Raw genomic sequence first — 4,406 nt, forward strand, 5'->3', positions numbered from 1 at the left:
TTTCCGCTTGGACTGAATTAGCAAGCCTTAGACATTGAGGAAACCCTTCCCAAATATTGTGGGACGGTTATTTGTTGTACCCTTTTTCCAGTATAACATCCTTCATTCCGTTCATTTATTATTAAATATTGACAGCCTATTAGCTGGTATAGTTCAATAAAACAAGCAGGCTTAAGCAGCCTGCTCAACAAAGGTTTGTTATTCAACTATCGTGTCCCGTTAGCCATCCATGTTGCTCACGCGACACCACAGATTATGGAAGTAATTGCGTTCTTCCATGGGAGCTTAACGAACTTACAACCCTCATTTATTATCTAATGTTAACTTATATATAGGTTGGTTATCATTATTCATCCTATTTTGACTTTTAAATCCTGCACTTTCGTATAAGCGAATAGCTTGTTCGTTTTCTTTTTCCACTGTTAAAGATATGATTTTGCATTTAGCATGTTTGATTTGTATAAAATCAATAATTTTATTTAGAGAACGTTTACCATAGCCTTTCCCTTGGTATTCCTTATCAATTTGAAATCCCCCAATCCAATAATTATCCTCACTATTTGGTGTATAAGAAATATAAAACGATCCAATTATCTTGTTATTATTATATAAAACATACGGGTCTAATGCCTCGTCCCAAGGTTTTATATATGCAACTGCTAGTGATTCTGCAACAGTTGGAACAAATGTTTTTTGATCTTCATTAACTGAAAGTTTAAATGCTTCCTCCCAGTTTTCTTTTGTGATCTCTTTAATGAATATTTCAAACATCATCATCAATCCTCTCTCATTGATTAGCAACAAATAGCTACTCTTATATTTACATAATTCTACCATTATTTATTGAACTAATCTGCCCGTTAGTTCAATACAAAGATCCCATGATCCCATGAACACTATATAAACTCCTATTTCTAGTTAGAATTAATCAAATTTACGATTTCGATTTGGTTTGTTTCAATAGCTCTGTCCAAAGGGCTTCCATTATAAGATGATACTTTTCCTTTAAATTTTACGAGTGTTTTAAAGTCAACACCTTGTTCTAATAATAGTTGAACTATCTCCTTATATCCTAAACTGCAAATCCAAAACAACAACTCTGATTTAGGGGTTGTCTCACTTTTGTAATCCGCCCCATTTGCTAATAAGTATTCAGCTATTTTGAGATTATTTCTCCAACAAGCCCACTTAAACGCTGTTGAAAAATACTTTTTATCGATTCCATTTTCTACTAGTGTTTTAGTCGCTTCTAAATTCCCTCCATCAAGATTCGTTGTAAAATCAAGTAGAGAGCTTTTTAGACCGTCAACTTGATTTATATCTACGCCCCTGGATAATAGTAATTCAATTATCTTCCTACTTCCGAGAGCACATGCAAAATGAATTGGTTGAAGATTGTTATGGCCTTTAGAATGAATGTCTGCTCCTTCTTCAATTAAATATTTGGTTATATCGTAGTGGTTGTTAGTAATAGCAATTGATAAAGGCGTTTGTCTTCCGACATCTTTAATTTCCTTGTCTGCCCCTGCTTCAATTAAAAGTTTCACAATATCCAGATTTCCGTTTTTGCAGCAAATTTGTAACGGAGTCCCTTGGATTGGATTTGAATAGTCAGTAAGTTTTTTATTGAGTATATTAGGCTTAACATTAATCAATAGTTTTTGAACCAAATCTTTATTTTGGTTGTAACAAGCAGAATGTAAAGTTTCTTCAATTATCATTTTTGTCATACTAAACTTCCTCTCGAATCATATATTGCAAGAGTTTCTATAACGTTGTTGCATTCACGACATCACAGCGGCTTAAGGTCACTAGTACCAGTGGCACCAACGCCACTTAGCCGGTGGGATGTGCCCACCGGCGCATTCTTCTTCGAAATCCATCGGGCGGATCCAAGGACAACTTGCTGGACCGCAGTGTGAATGCGATGTTATTTGATGTTGCGCCTCTTCTCATGCATCTACAAGGGTTAGGTAATTACGTCTAACGTATTACACGAAATTCGCAAATATCCAATCTCATAGAAACATTCGTTAGCATTTGGCCTTTTCCTCTTATGTATTGTGGCGACTCCACTTAATAAAGGAAAGGAGTAGCTGCCGTAGCATACTGCTCCTTGTTTGTTCAACTATAGTTCCCCGTTCGTTAGCTTAATGAAATACTCCTAAGTTTTGTACGAATTTCATGACCAAGTTTACTGGGGAATATTTCTATAAAACTTATCTTCACATACTTCAATTGTTCCTACGCCTTCGAGTGTTGCGGCAATGCATCATGGGCAGAGACCATATTTTCGTTTGCCATTTGTTGGAACAGCCAACTTCAGGAATTGAAACGTTTCGCCTTCAAAGGCTGCTGTCCACACGAGGCCATCCAAATAGTAGTTATCCAATTCCTCTGCTCTCCTCGTGGGTGTACCTAGCTTAGCTTCGATCTGGGCTCTTAAATCACTTTGTAACAATCCATAGGGAAGCGGACCGTTATATTTTCCATGTTTCTTATTTTCTTCCATGATCGTCATTGTTAATTCGTCAAATATATAATCACCCTCGCTTTTCTTGGTGATACCGTTGTTTTCAGCGCCAATATCGAAATGGAGAACTACACCCTCTCCACTCACAAAATAGGTCGTATCAAGATTCCTCCGCACAGTCGGCCGCCAAGTTATCTTGTCCCGCGAAAGCTGATCGACCAAAGGAGGGTAAACGCTGCTGTGTCCCAAATATTCAATGTAATCCAGAGGGTTCATTTCTGCCTCTTCCTTCCTGCTTTTAGTTTTAATTATCCCGGTTTTTCGTTCAAGAGCCAATGCCATCTGCACGTTAGCCGGACAGGCTGCCGTTCATGCCGGCAGCCCTGCATCTTTGTGCTATCGTTTCCCGTTCGTTGAATGATTTGGAGCTGAGGTTTAGTAAATAATATCGTGTTGCTCTCCATCTTTTGGGTCGTTTATAATAACCCACTGACCCTCGTCTATGTTGAGCTCCTCAATGCAATAGTCCATTGCATCTTCTATTACTACATACCAATGATCCGCATAGCAACCTATATTTTCATGGGTATCAAATAAAAATACATAAACACCATTCTTAGATTCATAAATCATTACCTTTCTTATCTTTCCAATTGGTTCTGTAAGAAGAGCATACATTCTCATTTCAGTACCCCATCGAATATTCTTTTATCATCATCTTACCATTACGCTAAAACTGCCAGTTACTTCAACAAACGAAAAAGGAGCTGTAGCATGGCAAGCTCCTCAACTATAGTGTCCCGTTAGCTCAATAGTCTTATATTTTAATTAGAGTAGCTGCTTATAGTTGTGAGGCTTGCCGAACACCTAACGCAGTGACGTCCCGACGGGCTTAGGGGGCTGGATGTGGTCACTCGCTTCTCAGAGTGACCCGGAGCGTCAATATGGTGTTAGCCGAAGGAAGTTCTGGAAGCAGCCATTGCATTTAAGGCGTTCTCAAAATAACTATATACTTCATCTGCAATTCCCAGAAACTCTTCAACAAGTACATTACTATCCAAGTAACAAGCATACAGATAATCAACTAAAGCGGAGTCAATCTCACAATAGTTTAATATGGCATTCTTCATCTTAATAATGTCATCTTGCCATACACCTGTATCTTCTAAAACCAAAGAGTATAATGCACGAATTAATCTCTTAGAGTAACCTTTAATATATCTAGTTTTCATTGTGTTATCACTAGCATTAGAAAGTAAACTATGTATATGATCTACTTCCTCCTTGGTCTCTGTATTTAAGTCTAAAATGAACTTTGGAGAAATAATTATCGGTGGTACTTTTTCACCAACGTCATGACCATATATGCAAACACAAATTATCTTTACCCAAAAACCCCACTCATTTGGTTTACTTAATACATCGTCAATCGAGCAAATTATCGTATCAATCTTAGTTACTACTGGATATTCTTCCAAAAGCCTGTCTTTAATATTTGACAATCTTTCGTAATCAATATCTTTGGGATTTACACATACAATAGTAAAGTCTGCATCTGACTTAAAAGGTTTAGCAGTTCCTTTTGGAATCGAGCCACACATATAAATGCTATGAATCTTACCTTTAAATTCGGTAAGTATATTATCTATATACTTATCAACAAAATCCTTATATTCACTTTGTATTACAATTCTATTTATAACTTTTTCTAATATCATATAGACTCCTCCTAAACTAAGAACTTCTTTCGGCTGACGTCTTTTTGCCAACTTCGTAAATTCGTCATGACTTAAGTTATTCGCGAAATCATTCAACTATCCTGCCCTTTCGTATTATGAGGTCACCAGATCTTTCTGGTGGACCTCATTTTTGTGTGGTCGTAAGATAGCGGTAGCCGGGGATCGAACGTTTCTGCCCGTGGGAGTCGGATCCC

The 4,406-nt window shown here is 37.4% G+C and carries 5 protein-coding genes; all 5 read right to left on the reverse strand.

Annotated features, from left to right (window positions below):
• Positions 1 to 303: 303 nt before the first annotated feature.
• Complete coding sequence (locus L1028_RS30740; RefSeq protein ID WP_234541942.1) at positions 304 to 777, reverse strand: GNAT family N-acetyltransferase; 474 nt, start codon at positions 775 to 777, stop codon at positions 304 to 306.
• 137 nt (positions 778 to 914) lie between these two features.
• The gene (locus tag L1028_RS30745) at positions 915 to 1,730 is read right to left on the reverse strand and encodes an ankyrin repeat domain-containing protein (RefSeq protein WP_234541943.1); all 816 of its coding nucleotides are present in this window, start codon (positions 1,728 to 1,730) and stop codon (positions 915 to 917) included.
• 542 nt (positions 1,731 to 2,272) lie between these two features.
• A complete protein-coding gene (locus L1028_RS30750) occupies positions 2,273 to 2,749 on the reverse strand; it encodes a hypothetical protein (protein ID WP_234541944.1) in 477 nt (158 codons plus the stop codon).
• 159 nt (positions 2,750 to 2,908) lie between these two features.
• On the reverse strand, positions 2,909 to 3,157 hold the full coding sequence (locus L1028_RS30755; protein WP_234541945.1) for a hypothetical protein: 249 nt from the start codon (positions 3,155 to 3,157) through the stop codon (positions 2,909 to 2,911).
• A gap of 266 nt (positions 3,158 to 3,423) precedes the next feature.
• The gene (locus L1028_RS30760; RefSeq protein ID WP_234541946.1) at positions 3,424 to 4,191 is read right to left on the reverse strand and encodes a nucleotidyltransferase domain-containing protein; all 768 of its coding nucleotides are present in this window, start codon (positions 4,189 to 4,191) and stop codon (positions 3,424 to 3,426) included.
• Positions 4,192 to 4,406 lie beyond the last annotated feature (215 nt).

Source organism: Paenibacillus pseudetheri (assembly GCF_924513355.1).
GTDB lineage: Bacteria > Bacillota > Bacilli > Paenibacillales > Paenibacillaceae > Paenibacillus_AQ > Paenibacillus_AQ pseudetheri.

Coding starts and splice junctions, on each gene's coding strand:
- L1028_RS30760 (WP_234541946.1), bottom strand. CDS start 4,191: ATGATATTAGAAAAAGTTATAAATAGAATTGTAATACAAAGTGAATAT.
- L1028_RS30745 (WP_234541943.1), bottom strand. CDS start 1,730: ATGACAAAAATGATAATTGAAGAAACTTTACATTCTGCTTGTTACAAC.
- L1028_RS30755 (WP_234541945.1), bottom strand. CDS start 3,157: ATGAGAATGTATGCTCTTCTTACAGAACCAATTGGAAAGATAAGAAAG.
- L1028_RS30750 (WP_234541944.1), bottom strand. CDS start 2,749: ATGAACCCTCTGGATTACATTGAATATTTGGGACACAGCAGCGTTTAC.
- L1028_RS30740 (WP_234541942.1), bottom strand. CDS start 777: ATGATGATGTTTGAAATATTCATTAAAGAGATCACAAAAGAAAACTGG.